Genomic DNA, 1,059 nt, shown 5'->3' with positions numbered 1-1,059 from the left:
TCAGTTGAAGCAGTCCTTGACGGTGCCGCCGCAGTTGGTGGGGTCGTTGTCGGTGATGGTGGTCTTTTCGTCGAGCTTGACCTTGCCGTTGTTGTTGAAGACGCCGCCGGCGACGCGGTGGGTCTTGGCGGAGTCGGTGGCGGTGTTCTTGGTGACGCGGGTGTTGGTCAGGGTGACCTTGCCCTCGTTGTTGAAGATGCCGCCGCCGTTCTTGGCGGTGTTGTTCTTGATCTCGGTGTTCCGGACGGTGAGGGTGGCGTTGTCTTCCTTGTTCTTGTCCTTGTCGGACTCCTCCTGGAAGCCTTCCTTGATCTCGACGTCCGGGTCGCCGTTGAAGATGCCGCCGCCGAAGCGTCCGGCGGAGTTGTCGACGATGGCGCTGTCGTCGATGGTGGCGGTGGCCTCCCGCTCCTTCTCTTCCTTCTGGTCCTTCTGCTCGCCGTACGGGGCTTCCTTCTTCTTCTTTTCCCCGCCGGTGTTGTAGACGCCGCCGCCGTCCTTGTCGGCGTGGTTCTTGGCGACGATGACCTTCTGGAGGTCGAGGTCGGTGTTGCGGGCGTAGATGCCGCCGCCGTTCTCGCAGGCGGTGTTGTTCTTGATGCTGGTCAGGGCGATCTTGACGAAGCCGCCGGAGCTGAACACGCCGCCGCCGTTCTTGCCGGCCCGGTTGTTGTGGATCTCGGTCTTGCTGGGTTCCTTGCCCTGGAAGCGGCCGATGATCTCCACGGTGCCGGCCTCGTCGCGGCCCTTGACCCAGTAGTCCTTGTCCTTTTCCTTGCCCTCGCCGTTGGCGATGCCGCCGCCGTTCTCGCCGGCGGTGTTGTTGTTGATCCGGGAGTCCCTGATCTTGAGGACGCCGACGTTGAAGATGCCGCCGCCGTTGCGCTGGGCGTGGTTGTCCTCGACCTCGCTTTCGTCGAGGTCGACCCGGCCGAAGTTGGCGATGGCGCCGCCGTTGCCCTCGGCGTTGTTACGGGTCAGCTCCACCTTCTCCAGGTGCGCGCTACCGCCCCGCTCGACCAGGATGGCACCACCATCGGCCTCGCCCTCCTTCTTCTC

1 pseudogene is annotated in these 1,059 nt (G+C 63.9%); it reads right to left on the bottom strand.

Going from position 1 to position 1,059, the window contains the following annotated elements:
• Positions 1-1,059, bottom strand: a pseudogene (locus ACFYML_RS36610) (hypothetical protein); the annotation flags it as partial.

The organism is Micromonospora sp. NPDC007230, assembly GCF_042869115.1.
GTDB lineage: Bacteria > Actinomycetota > Actinomycetes > Mycobacteriales > Micromonosporaceae > Micromonospora.
This window is presented reverse-complemented; position numbering and strand designations above follow the sequence as displayed.